Consider the following 16,501-nt stretch of genomic DNA (forward strand, 5'->3'; position numbering starts at 1 on the left):
ATACAAGTTAATTATACCACATATAACACGGTTTTAGCTTACTTTTGCATGGCATTTCGGGATATTTCATTACGTCTCGCAAGCAACGGTTCGATCTGATCGCGCTTCTGTTTAGCAGTCAGGTTTACATCGCCCTCTATGGTGCGGATCTGCTTATTAATCTTGCTCATCATGTCTGCTGCATTCTCCAATTGTTTAAGCTCAAGCGCCTTATCAAAGGTGGTCCCGTTGAGTTTTGCGGAAGCTTTTTCATCAGATAGTTCCTTTTTGCGCGTGTATAACTGATCAGTTCCTTTGGTAGATTGCAACGGATCAACCAAAAATGCTTTTGCAAACGGCTTCTGCTCCAGTCTCTTCTCTGGGCTTGCTGGCCGATCAACGGCACCCACACCTTTTAGGATTGTATCGATTGCTGATGTGGCGTATGTTCCGAGCCCAGCTGTCAGTCCCTGAATGGTATTATCCATAATTCGCGGAGATGAAAAATTCTTCAACATACCTTTCTCTCCGGTTGCCTTGGACATGATTCCAGCCAGTAGCTTCGCCACTTCTGTGGTCCGTGTGGGGTCATACTGATCTTTATACTTCAAACCCTGTTCACGCTGTGGAATAATTGCTCCCTCGCGGAAGAATGAGTAATTAGACATGCCTTCGATAAACGGCCACAATCCAGTGATCTGAACCGGCAGTGCTGCATCACTGAATGTACGACGAACGAATCCATCAAAGGCGTCCGGATCTTTATCCAGTACGAATTGTGCAGCACGCTCTGGCAGATTGGCGAAGATTGGCGCGATATCAAACGGCTTTGGTATCCGGGCCACCATGTCTGTACCTGGAATAGCCATTAGCCAGAACGTGTCACGCATCCAGTCAGGGGCATCGGATATCGTTTGTTTCTGCGTTTCATTCGCAAATTGACGGTTAGCAGCAATAATTGCCACTGTCGGTAGCGTTGTAGCAGCAAACATCCGTGCCGTGGTACCCGCCCAATTCTCTTTAATTGAACGATACAGTTTCGACTTACCCTGAATGTTAGCATTCAAGAACGCGATGATTTTGTTTGCCTGCCGTACGCTTGAACCAGAACGAGCAAAGTCCATAAGGTCACGGGATCGATACGCCGCCTCTTGCTTACTCACGCCTTTGCGTAGTGCCGCACGATACTCACCTACTTTGGTAGCAGACTCTGTGGTATCCGTGATCGCTCTCAACACATTAATGAAGGCTTTGCCTGTGAGCACATTTACAAATTTCTTACCCGGCTTCTCTTTCAATACGCTTTGCAGAGCCTTTTTGTGCACCTCACGGTCCATTGATAGGACGTTGCCGTATGAACCCAGTTCATTGATCCATTCTTTGTACAGCGGACCTTTTTTGATGGACTGAATCAACCCTGCTGTAAAGTCTGTAATCGGATTAAACCCGCTGTTACTGGTTACATACGCTTGCAATACGTCACGCATTGGGTTCCGCAATGAGAACTCTGGTGTAAGTGTAGCCCCAGCACGGAGCAGGGATGCAGGCTTGGATAGGATGTTCATCAGCATATTGGATGACTCTTTGTCCAGATTTAACATGGCGCGGTATACCTCAGGCTCCACCTCATACTTGACGTTCTCGCCATTAACTCGTACATTCACCACGTTCTTACTTCCGACCTTCTCGTCCGGGTCCAGTTGACGGATGAAGTTAGCCTCTGTGTCGATATCAGACAGGCGCTTCAGTTGTGACGCTACCTTATTCCGCTCTGCCGCATTGATGCTCTGGAAGATGTTCTTCACCATGTTAATCAGTGGATCATCCACGTTACGTTCGGAGCCTTTCAACGTTTTAATCGGACTCGCCACATTCGCCAATGCCTGGGAGACACTGCCGCCAAATCCCTCAGCGGTTTCATCGAAAACCCGGAACATTGGGATGTAATTCTTCCATCGGTCTGCAAGCACATCGGCAAGCTGCTGGCTTACAACGCCGCTATCTACCAGTTCCTTCATCATGTCCTTGTTCAGTTGCACCAGTCCTTGCCGTGCTGCTTCCAGTTCGGTGTTTTCGTACTTCCGGATTACCGCTGCAATCTCTGCATTGGTGAAGCCTGACTTCATGCCGGCAGCGTTGATATCTCTGGCATGCACAGCAACTGCATAGTCACCCAGTTCGTCTGCAGAGTATCCCGCTTTCTCCACCTGATTAATGAGCGGTGCCAGCTTGTCTTTGACCACTTGGTTAGCCTTCTCAGGCGTTCCCTTGAACAGCCTTGCCATCTTATAGAGACTGTTCTCTGCGCTATCCACCTTGCCTGTTACGCGCTTCTCAAGTCCTTCGAGTGGTGCTGTCTCATCAACGAACTGAGTACGCACCCGTTCCCATTTCTTTTCAAACGATGTGGTCTTTTTCTTGCGGCTACCTCTGCTTACTTTACCGCTGAATGTCTCTGCATTACCTGCGCCACTCTCGTTAAACGCCTTAGCAGCCTGACCCTCTTTGGTAGCAAGTCTTTCTTGTCTCCGCAATTCTTCTTTGGCTTGCTGATATACCTTCTCGGCACTCGGACGGAACTGTTCGCCCAGATCCTTGACCATTTCCTCTGTCCAGTCGCTGAACTTGATGGTGCCTTTACCCATCTTAGCCGCGCCGATAATGGCGTAGTCTCCCCATTCAGGCAACGGGTTGGAGTTGATGTTGCCCCTGCGCTTGGCGATACGTTCACGGGCTGCCTGTTCAGCTGAATCCAGCAGGTCATAAACACGGTCGCGTACACGGGATTTCTGTACAGTGTCCACCACTTGCGCCGCTTCCTGCTCTACACGATTTAATGTTGGCGTTGGTTCCGGTGAGATTGGAGCAGAAGTTTCGCGGCCGGGACGGGATTTAAGGAAGTCGTCCGGTGCTGCCGGCGCCTGCTGAGTTGCTTGGAACTTGCGTACCGCTTCTGTTCTTGGGTTAACTGTTGGGCTAATATTCGTTGCTGTATCCACTTGTTTGATCGTTTGTTGCTGTGGTGTCACTGTGTCAGGCACAACGGATGCTTGTCGTGCTGCTGGAGTGGGTACATCCATCTGAGCTGGTAACGTATCAGGCGTTCTCTGAGCAACACTCACTGGCGGTTCGTTGATATCTAACCGCTGTGTTGGAGGAGCTGATTCGCTTAGCGGTTGCCCCGTTGTTTCTGGGAGTCGTGCTCCTTTGGATTTCGAGAGTAATGACCGGATACCTGCGCCAGCTCCTGCAATAAGCAAGTCACCGCCAGCACCCAATCCAGCGCCTAGAGCGGCGTTTCTCAGCACATCGCTATTGCTGTGCTGGCCTTGGATCAGACCCATGCTTGTGTTGCTTATAGCGCCTGTAGCAGCTCCGCGCAGGGCCGTTTCTGCCACTCGGTTAGCTGTATTCGGACTAATGCGAGGCAACACCTTGCCGATACCACCACCGACCAAGTTTGTCAGGCTGTTTCCTGCTCTGGTAGCCATCAATCCGTTGGCCGCTTTCCAAGGTGCCGTGATCAGGTTGCCGCCGCCAGCGGGGTTAAATCCAGCGCTAAGGATACCACCAGCAATACCAGTAATGTCTGCCACTCTGTCCGCTGTAGCGTTGCCAGTTGACCCCGGCGCCATCGAAGGCGTACCGAGCAACATACCACCGCCTGTACCGACTGCCCGAGTGACGAAACCACCCACAGGGTTACCGTAGGTGATATCATTCATCAGATTGGAGAATGGAGATACGAAATTCGCAAAGGAACTTTTAGCCGCGCTATCAGCTATCTTTTGTTTATTAATCTCATACTGACTCGGTTGTGGTGGGATAGGCGATGGATTTACGCCCGTTGCTTGCTGGTACGTATTAATTGCCTGCGGATTACCTGCAAGTGATCTACCCAGCGTCGAATTCATGTAAATGTCTGAACCGGGTTGAGTAAGCGCAGGCGGCAAGGCTGATTTCAGATCGTTCATGGACTTCTGACTGGCGAAATAATTCTGAACCGCCTGTGTTCGCGGGTTAATTGGAGCGCTTGGCTGTTGTAAGTTAAGCGTTCCGTTCATTGCTGATTCACGTATTTGCATTGCCTTCTTGCGTTGATCCTCAGAAAACTGTTCAAGCCTCGTCGCCATGCGCCTACCTCCTTAATACCATTTGTTTTTGTCCCAGAATTGCAGTGCTTTAACCGGGTCGCCGTAGCGATCTTTTACATATTTCAACCCCTGTAACGCTTGCTGATTTGGATCACTCCAGTTTACTGAGCTACCGCCATAATTCTTTCTGGTACTGTCCAGAAACTGAAATAACCCGGCTGCGGTAGATTTAGGATTCTTCGCATTCGAGTTAAAACTGGATTCCCTAGCTACCAACTCAAGGGCGGGCTGTAACCAGCTATCTGGGTATCCCAATGTTTTAATGGCGTTACTAACCGCAGCACTTGCTGTAGCGTAGTTATTCGGGTTGGCCTTTGCGTCCTTCACTGCTTTGTAATAATTATTGTAGGAAAGGGCCCCACCAGTCCCAATGGATGTGGGGCTGGCTACTTTCCCGCTGAAGCTGCTCCTGTTCCGGTTGATGGTTGAATATACTTCTTGTCGAATTCCTGAATCTCTTTCGTGGTCAGTCCCATGGAGAGCATGACCTGATCATCCTGACCTTGAGGCAGACCATATCCAGCGACTTGCTGATAGATCTGTTCTCGGGTTGCTGCGTCTTTAGGCGGAGCGTACTTCTCAGTGGTTGGGTCGATGTATTGTGACTGCAATGCACTCAGCACTTGATTAGCGTTCATACCGTTGTACTCTGCTGCTGGTGTATTCCCAAGACCAAGCCATGCACGAGAGTTTTCATCCTGGTTAATGCTGAGCATCGCATTCCGGTACGCTTGATCGTCCTGCTGTTGCAACTGTTGAAGTGCGTAATTGAGTCCGAATTGCGTTGCGTTTTGGTTGAATTGCTGGCTCCATTGGCTATCTGCCACTGCATCACGAGCTTTGGCGTATGCAAATTGCTCAGAACGGAAGTCATTGTCGATGCCTGTTTGTTTCTCCGTAAAGTCTTGCTGTCTAGTCTGCATGCCTTGATTAAACTGCTGATCCTGCTTCTGCATATCCAGCTGCTGTCCTTGGAGAGTACGCCCCGGCGTGTTCTGAGATGCCGTGTTGAAGTTAACGTTTGCCCCGTATTGCGTTGGATCAATTCCTGACGCCTGCATGCGTGATCTGATTTGGTCAGCTTGCTTGCTCAATATGTTGCGCTGATCTTTGGTGATACCCTTCGTCTCAGCTTGCTGTTTCAAACTCAGTAGGGAGTTAACCATACTTTGTTGTTCTGGTGTTAAGTATGTTCCCGTCAAGGATGCGTCTGCTCTATTGTTATCAAGTCCTCGTTGTTGCTCAGATGTGAGCATACCCAGTGCATTGTACTGGTTCTGCAGGTTCTGTTGACTACGTTGGTCCGTGTATCCTTGTTGTTGCATAAGTGGATTCAGCAAATTAGCAAGGTTGTCGTATACCTGCTGTTGCTTGGCACGCTCGTTTTGCAGAATCATCGGGATAACCTGCGTATCCAAGTACTCAGTCTGTTCGTTCTGAATGCCCTGCGCCCTCTCACCCAGCGCGGTAGAACGTCCGAACCCTGCTGATCCAAGCGCTTCTTGCGCAGCTCTTGTGCCAGCCTGCGCCCTGCGGTCTGCCTGCGCTTGGTACGCCGCATATTCAGGAGTCCCATACGCATCAACATTTTGAGTGTTAGCACTCTGATTCAATTGCTTCATCAAGGCATCAATTTGAGCGGTGTACGCATTCTCAGGTAGCTGTGTGTTGCCCAGTATCTGTTGCTTCATATCACCGATTTGGTAGTTACCCAAAGCATTGTTGAAGCCTGTCTGATCGTAATATGTGGTGCCGCCCAAGTTGACTGACGGTGTGCCAAAGTATCGACCATCCACCGTGGTAGCGCCGTTGTTGTAACCGATGCGGCTGTTGTCGATTCCGTAAGAGTTAAGTGCATCACGAGTGCTTGTCATGCCCTGCGGTACATAACTCGGTGTACTCGTGGTTCCTGTAGTGCTGTAACCCGATGTAGATGGCTGAGTCTGCGACTTGTTATATGAGTTCCACGCATTGTTGAAGTTGCTCAGCGTATCATACGATACACCGTCAAGGACCTTAGATGGCTTCAAAAAGTCCTGACCCTTCACTGTGACATACCCGTTTGTTTTGTTATATCCGATGTCGTTGTTGCTCACGCCGTTGCTGACCAAGCTTTGTCGGACGTTGCTGCCGTATCCAGATGGTGATGCCATGGGACTCCCTCCTTTGCAATAGAAAAAGGACCCCGAATGGAGTCCCTTTTGTTTGTTTTTGTAACTTTTGAAGCCATTCTCCGGTCATTCCGGAATAAATTAAAGTTTCTCCAGTAAATCTGTTGATCTTTACAGGGAATTTAATACCGTTGTCTAGTATATACTCCGTGTATTTATATGGAGTTGGATATATTAATAATCCGAATATAACAAGTAAGGCAACAGATAACAAAAATACTACAATCATTCTTTTCATATTATTTCACTAACGCAGCCAATTGAGCTTCGAGATCAGCGAGTTCTTTTTCCTGATCAGCAATGTATTTTACCGACTCATCGTAGCTTTTTTGCAAGCTTTCTACGACACTTACGAATCCTGTTGAACCAGCAGACACAACATCTTTTGCTGCCTCCAATTCAACACCTCTGTTACCGAGCGCTGTTTTGCTTGATGCTATCTTTCTTTTTACTCTATCAATTTTTATTTCTAATTCTTTAATTTTCGCATCATCTACAGCCGTGGGTTCCTCCGCCACCGGAGAAGTAACCTCAGAATCAGATTTTTCTTCTGGAGTTGTTAACTCAATTTCGTTACCGTCCACCTTAACCTCCAGACCCAGTGAATTAGCAGCCGTCCGGACAGGTACATAACTTGTACCTCCGATCACTGGCGCTTCACCGATGCTTTTATTATCTAACGTCACTGTCATGACCTTGCCTACTTTACCACCAAGTAACTTTGATGTAGCTGCGCTGATCTCTCCTGAGAACGAAATTGTCACCCCGAGCACTACGCCACTGAGCACCAAACCGATATTTTTAACCTGTTTTTTCATTGCACACACCCCTGTGTCAGATTTTGCCACAATCATAGCATATCCTGCTAGTTTTGGGTATGTGTATGAGCGGATATACCCACCCAGGTAACTGTTCCTCCGTCTGCTTTCTGTAAAACAGTTCCCGGTGCGATACCGCCATTTGCAGCCCCTCCAAGTCCCGTCTGACTCCCGCTTGTAGCTTTTCCAAGTAATTCTTGATACAGCGTCCTTCCTGAAGCGTCATCCTTGAATTGATCAAAAGGAACAATAACATCGTAATTACCGTTGTCAGGAGTAAGTTTAATATTTCTACCCTGAATAATGACATCTAGGTTTGAAGTTAAATTTAAATTCGCTCCTGTTGTTCCTAAGAATGCAGATAATCCCGAGACAAACATTTGCATATTCGCATTAGGCGCTGCTATTAATACCTGCGGAGATTGTGAAGTCCCTCCCAAGGCCTGAACAGTCAAGTAGTTATTAGCAGCCGAGTATGCACCAAACAATGTACTGCCCGGGTCCATTATCACGTATGGATACCCAGTCTGGCTCTGAATCAATGCTCCCGTCATCGTTACGTATCCGGCAGTGTTCGCTGTAAACGTATTGTACGATCCGTTGTTGATCGCCATACCTTGGTCACTGAGTTGGATGAACCCTGTGCCCAGGTTGTTGCGAATGGTCGCCCCGGTCATGGTAACCATACCGTTGATGTCGGCGGTGAATGTATCTCTTGATCCGTTGTTTATCCGCATCCCATTACCGTTTATTTCTACAAAAGCACCAGCGTTAAGATCAGAACGGATGGTTACCACGTTGGCATCAATGGTTCCGGCATCAATATGATCAGCCGTTAGACTAACTACATTGAGTGAATCCAGGTTAACCAGTAGGTTGTTGTACTTGGCAACGATGTCATTCAATTTACTTTGATGATCATCAAACGAAGCCCACGGAGGGACACCACTCAGATCAGGGATTGGCATGTTACACCATCCCTGCTACTGCGCTATGTGCCTTTCTCACGGCTTCAATTCGAATGTCGATGTTCTTTACTCCCTCAGTGTCTTCGACTGCTACCAGGGCAACCTTGTCCATCTCTAAGCTAAATATTTGCTGTTCATACTGTTGCAAGCGTTGTTTCACCATTTGTTGTTTCTGTTCCTCATTCATATATATCCTCCCTAATGCATCACAGGCATGATTTTGAAGTATCGTTCGAATCCGTACAACCGAAACGGTCCAGTACCCGAAAAGCGGAAACGAATCCAGTTGCAAAGTGGCACAATGTCCAGAGGTACAATCATGTTCTGGTTCTGTGCTGATGATGAACCCACAATCGGGTCACCGATCTGTATCCAGGTGTTTCCTTGGTCCGTAGATACCTCGACCTTGAGCGTGGTGCCAGTCGGTGCGTACATCTGAGCGTGGATCTCGTTGTACTCTTTCTCCGCCTCAGCTTTGTCGAAGTCCTTCGTCTCCACCATCCATGCACTGGTTGTTGTTGCAGCGTTCAACCTGTATGTGGTACCTGTTGCATTCCCAGCATAGACACCAGTGTTGAAGCGAGTACCAAATACATATTGTTCGTTCAAACTTGCCACTTGCCATATCTTAAACCGAGTGTCGTACACCAATCGAATATTAGGCTCTGTGGCGCTATCTATGACCAAGTTGAGGTAATACCGGAGCCCGTCTGTAAAAGCACTGCATTTCGCAAGCTGAGCCTGATTAATCCGACTGATGAACGTGCGCACTGGTTCACCAATCCGATTAGCAGAGCCAGCCGCTCCGATATATACATCATCCTGTCCAAGCCAAGCCAGAAAAGAGCCCATATCCACCAGTGTTTTCGGGTTAACGCACCCTATATTGTCACTGGATGGGACTAAACGATAAAACGCCCGTGCATCCCCAGTGTGATAAATGAGGGCGAAGGCGTCCTTTTTGAATACCCATATAGCACCACCAAACGTGGTCATCGCAGTAACTGCACCGCCGTTGGCAGTATAATATTGCACGATTCCACTGTTCTCTGCAGCTGTCCAGTCTGTTGCGTCTTGAAACTTACAATAATGGATCTGGTCTTGCGACTCATCTGTAGGCACGTTGGAGATGAATACCCGCAAGTTGTCGGCCGCGATTACTTTTCCTTTAGGTGCGGCTGACAATGTGCTGAGTGTTGAACCGTTCCAGTACCGGACTGTGTCAGTTCCATTCGTCATGATCAGAACAGGCCCGTTGATATCAAAGTTGGCCGCTCCCCAATCGGTGTTTGCAAATGTGCCGCTGATATTTTGCCATGTTCCAGAGCTGTTGTATTGCAATGCTGTACCCACTGCCCGAACCAACTGTGTGTTACCGTATCCTGTCAGCAGGTTTGTTCGTCCGCTGCCGGCCGCTCCGTATGTAACGGGAGCCTTAGCCGTAGACTTAGCTGGGAAGAACTCGTCTGTATCCCAACCATACTCGTTGACCGAGAATTCATCTTTAATGTCAAAGCTGTTCTGGCCCGTGAATATACCGTTAGCCAGTTTAACCTCCGCACGGTTGTCTCCACGGGTGTCGATGCCACGCGGGTATTGTCTCCAGTTTGCCATCTTGTCACCACCCGTTGATAATGTATCCGTTGCTATGACTTCGGAATTTCTGTGTTGATGTCGGCACAACCCACTCCGGTTCGTTCGTCACCTCTGACCAAAGCATGTTGTCGATGATCTCATCACGCGATCCTGTGTAGTTGTTGACCATGACAATGTCTTTCCTCGCCTCCGCAATTCGCCGCAGCACACCGTACTTCATGATCTCCATGTACTTATCTGGCAGCGATAGCACCGTGTTTCCATCAACAATTGGATCGGCGTAACCGTCGATAAAGAAGTAGGCGATGCAATCCGTCATGTCTGTATTGGGTAGATTGATGTACATTTTGTCCGGTCCCAAGAAGGTATAGAACGGCGCGAAGTTCGCACCCACATCATTCATATTACGCCGAAAAGGCAAGTCCACAAATGCTGGATCATTGCCTGATGAGTTGAGTTGCATGGTCGCTGCTCTCACTTGTTCGATGTACTTGATCTCTGGTGGACGCAGGTACAACTTGGACCCAGTTACCAATGGGACAGGTACCGGGTCGCGTTCGATCTTAAACGACTGGAAGATATCGTTTTGCTCATCGTTCATCCAAACCAGCTTTTGTGCTTCTGTAAAAGTGTTCCGGTAACGCAGATTGATGTCTGCGAGTAAATCTGATGCGATCATATTACTCACCGCCTGTAATCAAGTTCCCATATCCCTCAGCAGTCAGGTAAGCATCAATGCCGGGTTTCAGGTCTGGACGGCGGGATAACACATAGTCGTAAGTATACGCCTTGTCAATGATCCGTTGCCCCATATACGCTCCCATTATAGCGCACCTCCCATGACAAGATCGTCAATGGCTTGTTGCATGAGTTGTTGGTTCCTCTGCAAATCCTCGATAGCTTGTGTCACATCGGTAGGATCTTTTGGCTTTAATGATTCATCGATCTCGAAGGCTGTCCCATTCCAGCGATAATAGCCTGCGTTTATGCCAGCAGGCAGGTGGGTCATGTCCAATTCGACTTCGGTGTATCCTTCGTGTGGGTATGTTATAGCGTCACGGATGATATCTCCGTCGAGTTGAAAGTAAAATTTCATGGTGTATCCCTCCATATTAAAGCTATTTTTTTAGTTTCGTTTGTCGATCCAGATTCCAGTGCGTATCCTGCGCCAATCGCTCCTTCTATATCGGACATATTACCGTTGCTCTTATAAGCCTGTTGAGACATTTTATACAAAGTGATATAGGGAGCAGTATTGTAAGAGATGGCTAAATCGACGTTATTAGGACTAAAAGAAGTACCTGTCCCTCTTCCTGTCGGGATCACGTCTGGATCGTTCATCTTCGTTAATGATTCCCCATTACGTCTGTATAAAGCTAAAAAAGATGTAGCATTCGTTCCAACAAATATATATTCGCTAGTTGCATTATAGGAGATCCCATATGCCCCAGTTCCAGGCGGTAAAATTTGAGGGTTAGGTATTTTTGTAAAGACGTCACCATTTCTTGAATACACAGTCATGAACGGTGATGAAATATGCGAAATTGCAAGTTGCTGACCATCAGGGCTAAAAGCCACCGCTTGACCTGTTCCTGTAGGCAACATGGATGGATTAGATAATTTGGTATAGGTATCTCCACTTCGTTTGTAAATTGTTATTTCTGGCGAACTCGAATTGGCCACAGCTAAATGCACTCCGTCAGAGCTGTAAGACACTCCGTTACCTTGATTTGCTGGGGTTGTTGCAGGGTTCGCTAGTTTATTGAATACGTCTCCTGTACGTTTGTAAATAGACAAGAAAGGAGAAGAAGAATGCGCTATAGCCAGGTGTAAACCATCTGGACTAAATGCTATTCCGTTACCATTCCCCGTTGGAAGCACATCAGGATCGCTTAATTTGGTAAATACATCTCCACTGCGTTTGTATATTGCAACGTATGGTGCTGAAATAAGAGATACTGCTAGGTATACTCCATCGCTACTCCATGTTACTCCTCTGCCAGAACTACTTGGTAAGGAAGCGGGGTCAGAAATCTTTGAGTAATTCCCTCCAGTTAATTTATAAATTATTACATAAGGAGTACCACTAGAGACGACTGCAAAATAGGTTCCGTCAGCACTGAAAGCAATACCATTTCCAGCACCTGCTGGCAGATTGGTCGGTTGGTTGCCAGTTACTACGCCTAAAGACAAACGAACAGGATCATATGCTGATATGTTTTCGCCATAAACAATATTTAATTCTGTTTGTCCATTTATTGTCATGTTTTCTAGCGTACCTGTTACTCCAAATATATTTACACCATTCTTAATATTCTCCGGCACTAGATCAATATCTCCAGCTACCGTGCCGCCTGATGTGTATCCAGATGGAATAGCTTGCGTATCTATTCCCGGTGTTATCGTGCCGAGATCGCCATTGTTTGGCATAGTCCCCGCTGTACCAGCAATGGTTGTTCCCGCGAGTACTTTAGTAGTGTCAAACGTAACTGGGTTTACCTGTCCTCCACCATTGTGATATCCCTGTGGTATTGGCTGACTGGTGTTGCTTGGTGTGAGATTGACTGCGCCATTGTTTACCATGATTCCTGTCTGTACACCTGAATCGTTCGTGAATGTTTCACCTGCAAGTACATCCTCAGGGTTTGCTGTTCCTCCTGTTTGTGTACCAGGATCAAGAGCACCAGTAACTCCGAATATGTTGACACCCAATCGAATGTTACCAGCCTGCAGATTTCCACTTCCCGCGACAGAACCGCCTGTGGTGTAACCTGCTGGTATAGGCTTGTTAGTTGCGCCCGGCGTTATTGTTCCGAGCGATCCATTGTTTGGCATTGTGCCTGTGATAGTTCCTGCGGCTGTTGATGCTGTCTCGCCGAGCAACAACTTATCTGCTGTAGCACTGCCACTAGCTTGGATCACACTTCCCGTAACGCCGTAAATGCTGGTTCCACTTCTAATATTACTTGGTATCAAGTTTATGCTACCAGCGACGCTACCACCCGTGGTGTATCCTGCTGGGATCGTTTTGGTTGTGGTATCCGGGATAATAATACCAAGTGATCCGTTATTCGGCATTGTGCCGGTTCCAAAACCGGATGAACTGGAGTATGTTACCCCTGCCAAGACGTTGGCATTTACTGCGTTCCCTGAGGCTAAAACAGCAGTTCCAGTTACGCCGAATATATCCGTACCAGCCTTGATGTTCGATGGTACTAAATCAGCGTCACCTTGAACTACACCGCCTGTGGTATATCCCTCAGGAATTGGAACGTCTGTTGCCTTAGGAACAATCGTGCCCAGGTCGCCATTGTCCGTCATTGTGCCAGACTGGATCGCAAGGGTTCCTGGTTTAATAAAGGATTGTCCTGTCCGAACATCTGCAGGATCAGCGCCGGAACTCAGCAAGCCAAGCTGTTGGCTCACCATAGATGGTACTGTTGTCATGCTTGCACCTCCTAATACAAAACTTTAATGCCCGTTGCTGTGGTGCCTGTGCTGAATATGCGTTTTACACTCAACCGATGGAACACGCCAACAGCCAAATCATTGAATAACAACTCGCTACCGTCTGCCATAACCGCAGCGACATCGCCAGTACCATCCACGTAGACTGCCTTACTGCACGTTGTACCGCTCGGAAATACAATGTTTACATCGTCGTCAGGTACCACCGTGACACCGCCCGTGAGGACGTCATCCACTCTTTGTGCCATTACCCTTCCCCTTCCTCTCTGGCTGCGGCTCAGGGATCAACTCCAGTTGTTCCGGCTGGTCCGTAGGCTTATCTTCCTCCGCTTGTTTATCTCGCTCCAATAGTTGTTCCGTATTGGCGTTCAAGCGCTTGATCTCACGCAACAATTCGTTTTTCCAGCGTTGTTCTGGTGTAACTCCGTCAAAATGATCCATAGTACCTCCTAAAGAAAAAAGAGAGAGGTTATTCCTCTCCCTTCTCCTTCATTAATCCGTTTTCGCGGAGAGCGTTGACCATGACATTCCATAGCCTAACGCTCTCCTTTTCCTTGTCAGAGCTGTTGGGATTGTTCCGCAGCGTCGGGATGTGTTGCACTTTCTTACCCGATGACTGCGGACCTCCGACTTCCCATTCAATCTTCTCCATGGGTTAACCCCTCCGTGTAACGACTACGCCCCACGTGCCTGATGCCAGATCCTTTGTTGCTGTGTTGGCGTTGATTAAAGATATCTTGATCGCATTGGCTGCTGATGGTGTCGCTTGGTAGATCACACCATCCGTGTCATAGGGCGGATACAACGCAACGGAATCACCCAAGGCCACACCAGTAACGGTTATGGCGGTCGAAACAGCGAATGCGCCTGTCGCCAGTGATGGTGGATTGAACGTAATCGTGGTTGAAGCAACGGTTCTCGGAAAAGGAACCGAGCCGTCACCTGTTGAGAATCCGTCTGCATAGACGATCCCATTCCCTTCGTTACCGTTTGTACCTCTAAAGTCTGGCATACTATCCCTCCTTATTGTCCTGTCGACCCGACGATACCGCGCACATCCTCAATCGCTGTGGAGTGACGGAAGTAACCATCCCAGATCCAAGCCATGTTGTCTGTCATTTGGCTGCGGCGACGGAACTCCACCGGAATTCTCCAGTAATGCTGCATTTGGTGGCGTGCTGCTTGCAGGAACCACGCTGTTTTGCTTTCGGTGTACAGCAGGTCGATGATCTGCAGATCCGGGATCGTGTTCACATCATTGTTCGCTGTGCCAGATTGCAGAACGGATTGCACGATAGCGGCCGCTTGGAACTGCAACGCTTGGTTGACGATCAGTTTCTTCGGACGTTGGGAGATTTGCTTGCCGGACTCATCTTTCTGCTCACGGAACAAGATAATGCCTTCCTTGAGTGTAGAATCACTCAGAGCACCCTCAATCTTGTTGGACCAGATACCGCCCTGTGCACCACGGTAAGCGTGGGCATCGGAGATCAGCGGTGTACCATCGTACGTGTTCTCAGTGAAGGCGTTGTCCAGCACCTTGGCGCACTCAGCCTCAACCGTGTCATGGGCACCGTGTCCAGCGTCACGAGTCATATTCTCGACTTCGTTGAACTTAAAGTCATCGTTTGCTTCTCGGGACATTTCAACTTGGATAGACCACGGCTCATGCTCAGTAACGATCAGGTCAGCCAGCTTGAAGGATGTCTTCTCTGGGTTAGCAAGCTCTGCCTTTGGTTTCCATCGACCTGTACCAGCGTAACGTTGAACAACCTCAGCGTACTGGTTGGATGTCTTGTCGTTCAGGTACTTCGACCATTGTTCTGGCTCTTCGTCATAGGCTTCGAAAAATACCTTGTCAATTTTCTTTAGGAATACGTCTCTGAACTGTTGTGTTTGAATTGGTCCTGGCATGTTAGTTCACTCCTTATACGAGGTATTGAGCCGCTGCTGCTACCACGACATCAACCGTTTTATTTGTGTTATCGAAATCTACCACTTGTAAGAAACCGCCTGTAGTATCGTCTGGGTTAAGCGTGACCGCATCACTCAGGCCATACAACGCACCGTACAAATCAGCACGTGTGAACGTCTTCTTGGTACCTGCGTCCGTGAAGTTCATGCGGATCACGGAGTTCTTCGCCAACACAGCCGGCAGTGGCTTGCCTGTTGTAGCGGTTGCCCCGTTTTGATATCCTCCATTAGCCAGTCCAACAATTTCGTTTGTGGTTGCTGCTACGGCATTCTGAGCCAGTCCAGCTGCCACCACAACAAAGTTGCCAGTGATGATGTTTTGGGACGCATCTACATCGAAGTACTCAATGTCCGGGTTGTTGTTACCTGCACCCAAGCGGCGCACGATATATGGTGTAATAGCCATGAATAATTCCTCCTATTTTCGTTTCTTCTTCTCGCGGTAATCGTTGATATTGTTCGAATCAAAGGCCAGCAGTTCGCGATATTCTTTCTCACTGATCCCCATCTTCTTAGCTTCAGCCAAGACGGAAGCTGGGATTGCCTTCTCTGTACTTGCAGCAGTAGCTGTGTCTTTCGCCACCACACGGTTACGGCGTTGTGCTACTGAGCGTTGTTCAGCTTCGCGCTTCATCTGTTGGGCTCGGCGTTCGCCACCCAGTGCCCAGTACGCCTGTGACACGTTTAAGCTCCCGTTTGACTTGGTAACCATGTCCGCAATCTCTTTCTTCATACCGACGATGCCAGGATAATCCGGGTTGTCACGCAGGTCGTTAATTTGATTGGACAGGCGCAGCTCAGCCAATTCGCTTTGTAACTGTTGTTGCTGTTGTTCTTGGCGATGCTGCTGCATTTGATTGTTGATGTACCATTGGGTTTGTTCTTCGTCCCAACCGTTGTTGTAAGCAAGTTGTTGCGCTTGCGTCTGCACTTCGTTCTGAATGCGCTGGTTCTCCAGATGTTGCACGATCTGATCAGGATCGCCGCCCAGTTTCTCAATGACGCTTTTGTGCTTGGAGTACTTTTCCTCCATCTGTTGTTCCAGGCGTTGGGTCAGTTCCTCTTCAAGCTTGCGCCTCTCGCGCTCCATACGCTTCTCAAAGGCTGTTTTCTCCTTCGGTGATAGTTTAGGTTCTGGATCGTCTTCAACGTCTGGTTCAGGCGTGTAGTCGTCCTCATACTCCTGTTCATCTCCATCGGGTGTATCGTTATCAAAGTCCGGTTCATCCAATTGATCTGGGATGTCGTCCTGTTCTGGCACATCGGCGTCATGTACCTCTGCGGCTGGTTCCTCCGCAAAATCGCCCGAATTGTTACGGTAATCCTCAAGTGTTGGCATATCGTTTCCTCCTTTTGCTGGACGGCATCAACCA

The 16,501-nt window shown here is 48.3% G+C and carries 18 protein-coding genes; all 18 read right to left on the reverse strand.

Annotated features, from left to right (window positions below):
• Positions 1 to 38: 38 nt before the first annotated feature.
• The gene (locus FE296_RS23195; protein WP_150366482.1) at positions 39 to 4,112 is read right to left on the reverse strand and encodes an LPD38 domain-containing protein; all 4,074 of its coding nucleotides are present in this window, start codon (positions 4,110 to 4,112) and stop codon (positions 39 to 41) included.
• Positions 4,113 to 4,124: 12 nt separating this feature from the next.
• Positions 4,125 to 4,460 (reverse strand): aggregation-promoting factor C-terminal-like domain-containing protein, encoded by a 336-nt coding sequence (locus tag FE296_RS23200; protein WP_190945472.1) that lies wholly within the window; start codon positions 4,458 to 4,460, stop codon positions 4,125 to 4,127.
• Between the two features lie 59 nt (positions 4,461 to 4,519).
• A complete protein-coding gene (locus tag FE296_RS23205; protein ID WP_150366484.1) occupies positions 4,520 to 6,286 on the reverse strand; it encodes a hypothetical protein in 1,767 nt (588 codons plus the stop codon).
• Positions 6,287 to 6,543: 257 nt separating this feature from the next.
• Positions 6,544 to 7,122: a hypothetical protein gene (locus tag FE296_RS23210; protein ID WP_150366485.1), complete on the reverse strand. Its 579-nt coding sequence runs from the start codon at positions 7,120 to 7,122 to the stop codon at positions 6,544 to 6,546.
• 47 nt (positions 7,123 to 7,169) lie between these two features.
• On the reverse strand, positions 7,170 to 8,090 hold the full coding sequence (locus FE296_RS23215) for a hypothetical protein (protein ID WP_150366486.1): 921 nt from the start codon (positions 8,088 to 8,090) through the stop codon (positions 7,170 to 7,172).
• Between the two features lies 1 nt (position 8,091).
• Positions 8,092 to 8,277 carry a hypothetical protein gene (locus tag FE296_RS23220; RefSeq protein WP_150366487.1) on the reverse strand — a complete coding sequence of 62 codons (186 nt, stop codon included), beginning with the start codon at positions 8,275 to 8,277 and terminating at the stop codon, positions 8,092 to 8,094.
• An 11-nt stretch (positions 8,278 to 8,288) separates the two neighbouring features.
• On the reverse strand, positions 8,289 to 9,704 hold the full coding sequence (locus FE296_RS23225) for a hypothetical protein (RefSeq protein ID WP_150366488.1): 1,416 nt from the start codon (positions 9,702 to 9,704) through the stop codon (positions 8,289 to 8,291).
• Positions 9,705 to 9,708: 4 nt separating this feature from the next.
• Positions 9,709 to 10,365: a phage adaptor protein gene (locus tag FE296_RS23230; protein WP_150366489.1), complete on the reverse strand. Its 657-nt coding sequence runs from the start codon at positions 10,363 to 10,365 to the stop codon at positions 9,709 to 9,711.
• A gap of 1 nt (position 10,366) precedes the next feature.
• Positions 10,367 to 10,510 (reverse strand): hypothetical protein, encoded by a 144-nt coding sequence (locus tag FE296_RS32950; RefSeq protein WP_190945474.1) that lies wholly within the window; start codon positions 10,508 to 10,510, stop codon positions 10,367 to 10,369.
• Positions 10,510 to 10,782: a hypothetical protein gene (locus FE296_RS23235; RefSeq protein WP_150366490.1), complete on the reverse strand. Its 273-nt coding sequence runs from the start codon at positions 10,780 to 10,782 to the stop codon at positions 10,510 to 10,512. Before FE296_RS23235 ends, FE296_RS32950 begins: the two co-directional genes overlap by 1 nt.
• Entirely contained in the window at positions 10,779 to 13,133 is a 2,355-nt protein-coding gene (locus FE296_RS23240) for a hypothetical protein (RefSeq protein ID WP_150366491.1), read from the reverse strand. Before FE296_RS23240 ends, FE296_RS23235 begins: the two co-directional genes overlap by 4 nt.
• A gap of 11 nt (positions 13,134 to 13,144) precedes the next feature.
• The gene (locus tag FE296_RS23245) at positions 13,145 to 13,402 is read right to left on the reverse strand and encodes a spike base protein, RCAP_Rcc01079 family (RefSeq protein ID WP_150366492.1); all 258 of its coding nucleotides are present in this window, start codon (positions 13,400 to 13,402) and stop codon (positions 13,145 to 13,147) included.
• Positions 13,383 to 13,595 carry a hypothetical protein gene (locus tag FE296_RS23250; RefSeq protein WP_150366493.1) on the reverse strand — a complete coding sequence of 71 codons (213 nt, stop codon included), beginning with the start codon at positions 13,593 to 13,595 and terminating at the stop codon, positions 13,383 to 13,385. The genes FE296_RS23245 and FE296_RS23250 overlap by 20 nt, the downstream gene beginning before the upstream one ends.
• A 28-nt stretch (positions 13,596 to 13,623) precedes the next feature.
• Positions 13,624 to 13,806 carry a hypothetical protein gene (locus FE296_RS23255; RefSeq protein WP_150366494.1) on the reverse strand — a complete coding sequence of 61 codons (183 nt, stop codon included), beginning with the start codon at positions 13,804 to 13,806 and terminating at the stop codon, positions 13,624 to 13,626.
• 3 nt (positions 13,807 to 13,809) lie between these two features.
• Positions 13,810 to 14,166, reverse strand: coding sequence for a hypothetical protein (locus FE296_RS23260; protein ID WP_150366495.1), 357 nt, complete (start codon positions 14,164 to 14,166; stop codon positions 13,810 to 13,812).
• 11 nt (positions 14,167 to 14,177) lie between these two features.
• The gene (locus tag FE296_RS23265; protein WP_150366496.1) at positions 14,178 to 15,068 is read right to left on the reverse strand and encodes a phage major capsid protein; all 891 of its coding nucleotides are present in this window, start codon (positions 15,066 to 15,068) and stop codon (positions 14,178 to 14,180) included.
• Between the two features lie 13 nt (positions 15,069 to 15,081).
• On the reverse strand, positions 15,082 to 15,534 hold the full coding sequence (locus FE296_RS23270; RefSeq protein ID WP_150366497.1) for a hypothetical protein: 453 nt from the start codon (positions 15,532 to 15,534) through the stop codon (positions 15,082 to 15,084).
• A 12-nt stretch (positions 15,535 to 15,546) separates the two neighbouring features.
• A complete protein-coding gene (locus tag FE296_RS23275) occupies positions 15,547 to 16,467 on the reverse strand; it encodes a hypothetical protein (protein ID WP_150366498.1) in 921 nt (306 codons plus the stop codon).
• Positions 16,468 to 16,501: the final 34 nt, after the last annotated feature.

This window comes from Paenibacillus sp. UASWS1643, from assembly GCF_008693195.1.
Lineage (GTDB): Bacteria > Bacillota > Bacilli > Paenibacillales > Paenibacillaceae > Paenibacillus > Paenibacillus amylolyticus_B.